The organism is Ruminococcus sp. MCC718 (genome assembly GCF_018783905.1).
Taxonomy (GTDB): Bacteria; Bacillota; Clostridia; order Lachnospirales; family Lachnospiraceae; genus Hominisplanchenecus; species Hominisplanchenecus faecis.
Window position 1 is genome coordinate 1 of record NZ_WQNP01000073.1, and the last position, 3225, is coordinate 3225.

Below are 3225 nucleotides of genomic sequence, written 5' to 3' on the forward strand. Positions count from 1 at the left end.
CCAAGCACGAGAGTGTGAGGTTCAGGATAGAAGAAAAAGATGTAGGATTTATGGTCTGTATGCGGTTTTGAAGGCACATGAACAGGTTCCGTAAATAATCAGAAATGGTTATTTACGGTTTTTTTATTTAAAGTCTTATCTTAGTTGCAAGATAAGGCATGGGCACAACATAGAAATTGTGTTATGATATATATTACAGTTTACAGACAAGATATTTGACAAATTTAGAATGTAAATGACAGAAAGGGAAAAACATGGCAGAAGAAATAAGACAGGAAATTCAGAAATCCGCACAGGAGGCAGATCTGGTATTGGTGGGAATCGGAACAGAATTCAGTAAAAAAAATGCCAGGAAAGAAGAGATCATGGAAGCTTACCGGAAACTGGCGGATCTTTTAAAAGGAAAAAATTATTTTTTACTGACGGTAAACACGGATGATCTGATTTTTGAATCAGCAATCGATTCGGAACGTATCGTAGCACCATGCGGCAGCGACAAGACCGGCAATGTGGTGACAAACGATGACTACGATGAGTCCTGGTATATGCCGCAGTGGGAGAAATATACGAAGTGGCTCCAGGGAACCGTAAATAAAAAGGTATGTGTTTTGGAGCTTGGTGTTGGTTTTGAATATCCGACGGTGATCCGTTTTGCTTTTGAGAAGATTGTATATTTTAATCAGAAATGTCATATGTACCGTATTCATGAGAAATTTGCACAACTGACTCCGGAAATCAAGGATCGAACAACGGCAGTAAAAGAAAATGCAGTAAAGCTTTTGCTTGAGGATGGAGCAGATGTCAGATAATCATCGACAGGATTTTGCAAATATGATATGATGATGTGGGAGAGAATTGCGTAGCAATGAGTGACAGAATTTACTTGTAACACTTATATCATATGATAAGTATAAATATATATCCTCCGGCAGATTGCAGAGGTATTCTTGAATTTGAGAGGTGATAAGAAGCGATGATAGCGATTATTGATTACGATGCCGGTAACCTGAAAAGTGTGGAAAAAGCTTTGCAGAGTATTGGTGAAGATACGATCGTTTCCAGAGACAGGGAAGAGATACTGAGAGCAGATAAAGTGATCCTTCCGGGCGTAGGATCATTTGGTGATGCCATGCAGAAGCTCAGAGACTATAAACTGGACGAAGTGATAAAAGAAGTAACCGAAAGCGGAAAGCCATTTCTTGGTATCTGTCTTGGATTGCAGCTTCTGTTTGAGAGAAGTGAAGAAACACCTGGTGTAGAGGGACTTGGTATTTTAAAAGGCGAAATTTTGAGAATCCCAGATCATGAAGGGCTGAAGATTCCGCATATGGGATGGAATTCTCTGGAGCTTATCAATCAGGGCAGACTGTTTCAGAATCTTCCGGCAGATCCGTATGTCTATTTCGTGCACTCTTATTATCTGAAAGCAGAGGAGCCGGAGATCGTAAAGGCGACTACCTGGTACAGCACCACGATCCATGCATCGGTAGAAAAGGGAAATATTTTTGCATGTCAGTTCCATCCGGAGAAGAGCAGTGATGTCGGACAGCAGATCCTGCGGAATTTTGCAGCGATCGGAAAGGAGGAAAACTGATATGTTTACGAAAAGAATCATTCCATGTCTGGATGTTCATAACGGCCGCGTGGTAAAAGGTGTGAATTTTGTGAATCTGCGGGATGCCGGGGATCCGGTGGAGATTGCGGCAGCTTATGATAAGGCCGGAGCCGATGAACTGGTATTTCTGGATATCACAGCCTCTTCGGATGCCAGAAATACGGTTGTTGATATGGTACGAAAAGTAGCTGAGAAAGTATTTATTCCATTTACCGTCGGCGGAGGCATCCGAACCGTAGAAGATTTTAAGGTGCTTCTGCGTGAAGGGGCAGACAAGATTTCCATCAATTCTTCGGCGATCAATACACCGGAGCTGATCAGTCAGGCGGCAGATAAATTTGGCAGCCAGTGTGTGGTTGTAGCGATTGATGCAAGAAGAAGAGAAGACGGAAGTGGTTGGAATATCTACAAAAACGGAGGCAGGATCGATGTCGGTATCGATGCGGTAGAATGGGCAATGAAAGTGGATAAATTGGGTGCAGGAGAAATTCTTCTGACTAGTATGGACTGCGATGGAACAAAAGCAGGTTACGATCTGGAACTGACCAGAACAATTGCAGAAAATGTTTCCATACCGGTGATTGCGTCCGGAGGAGCCGGCACGATGGAGCATTTTTATGATGCACTAACGGAAGGAAAAGCAGATGCAGCTCTTGCAGCGTCTCTCTTCCATTATAAGGAGCTGGAAATCCGTCAGGTAAAAGAATATCTGCGAGATCGGAAGGTACCGGTAAGACTGTAAGAGAAGTATCATCAGAAAAATATAGCAGTAAAATGCTAGGATAAGGAGGCAAAATTATGGCACCGATCAGTAATGACTGGCTGGAACCGCTGAAACCGGAGTTCCGTAAGCCATATTATGCAAAATTATATAAAACAGTGATGGATGAATATCATACGAGAAGAATTTATCCTCCGGCAGATGATATTTTTAATGCATTTGCCTTAACACCACTTAAGGATGTCAAAGTTGTAATTTTAGGGCAGGATCCTTACCATGGGGATGGACAGGCACATGGACTTTGTTTTTCGGTGAAACCAGATGTAGAGATACCGCCGTCTCTTGTAAATATTTATAAAGAACTGCACGATGACTGTGGCTGTTATATCCCGGATAATGGGTATCTGACGAAATGGGCGAAACAGGGCGTATTGCTGCTGAACACGGTTCTGACCGTGCGTGCACATCAGGCAAATTCCCACAGGGGGATTGGATGGGAAGAATTTACCGATGCAGCAATCCGCATCCTGGATCAGCAGGATCGTCCAATGGTATTTCTGCTGTGGGGCAGACCGGCTCAGATGAAAAAATCCATGCTGCACAGAAATCCGAAGCATCTGATCCTGGAAGCACCGCATCCAAGTCCGCTTTCAGCATATCGCGGATTTTTTGGCTGCAAACATTTCAGCCAGACAAATGAATTTTTAAAAGCAAACGGTCTGGAGCCAATCGACTGGCAAATCGAGAACCGTGCGGAGCAGAAGACAGAAGAATAAGCAGAATCGTTTGAAATAAGGCTACCGCAATCTCACTGGCTTTAGACGGTGGGTTAAGGTAGCCAAAAATCAGAAATTATAGTATACTCATGGCATGGGAACCTGGAAATCTA

4 protein-coding genes are annotated in these 3225 nt (G+C 43.1%); all 4 read left to right on the top strand.

Translation table 11 applies throughout. The features are described from left to right. Positions 1-254 precede the first annotated feature (254 nt). The 4 genes from GPK60_RS07820 to ung all read left to right on the top strand — a co-directional run bounded on the left by GPK60_RS07820 (position 255) and on the right by ung (position 3112). Positions 255-809: a hypothetical protein gene (locus GPK60_RS07820; RefSeq protein ID WP_147632549.1), complete on the top strand. Its 555-nt coding sequence runs from the start codon at positions 255-257 to the stop codon at positions 807-809. A gap of 164 nt (positions 810-973) precedes the next feature. Further along, the gene (gene hisH, locus GPK60_RS07825) at positions 974-1594 is read left to right on the top strand and encodes an imidazole glycerol phosphate synthase subunit HisH (protein ID WP_215659224.1); all 621 of its coding nucleotides are present in this window, start codon (positions 974-976) and stop codon (positions 1592-1594) included. A gap of 1 nt (position 1595) precedes the next feature. After that, positions 1596-2357: an imidazole glycerol phosphate synthase subunit HisF gene (gene hisF / locus GPK60_RS07830; RefSeq protein WP_147632551.1), complete on the top strand. Its 762-nt coding sequence runs from the start codon at positions 1596-1598 to the stop codon at positions 2355-2357. 56 nt (positions 2358-2413) lie between these two features. Further along, positions 2414-3112 carry a uracil-DNA glycosylase gene (gene ung, locus GPK60_RS07835; protein ID WP_173866855.1) on the top strand — a complete coding sequence of 233 codons (699 nt, stop codon included), beginning with the start codon at positions 2414-2416 and terminating at the stop codon, positions 3110-3112. Positions 3113-3225 lie beyond the last annotated feature (113 nt).

Coding starts and splice junctions, on each gene's coding strand:
- GPK60_RS07820 (WP_147632549.1), top strand. CDS start 255: ATGGCAGAAGAAATAAGACAGGAAATTCAGAAATCCGCACAGGAGGCA.
- hisH (WP_215659224.1), top strand. CDS start 974: ATGATAGCGATTATTGATTACGATGCCGGTAACCTGAAAAGTGTGGAA.
- hisF (WP_147632551.1), top strand. CDS start 1,596: ATGTTTACGAAAAGAATCATTCCATGTCTGGATGTTCATAACGGCCGC.
- ung (WP_173866855.1), top strand. CDS start 2,414: ATGGCACCGATCAGTAATGACTGGCTGGAACCGCTGAAACCGGAGTTC.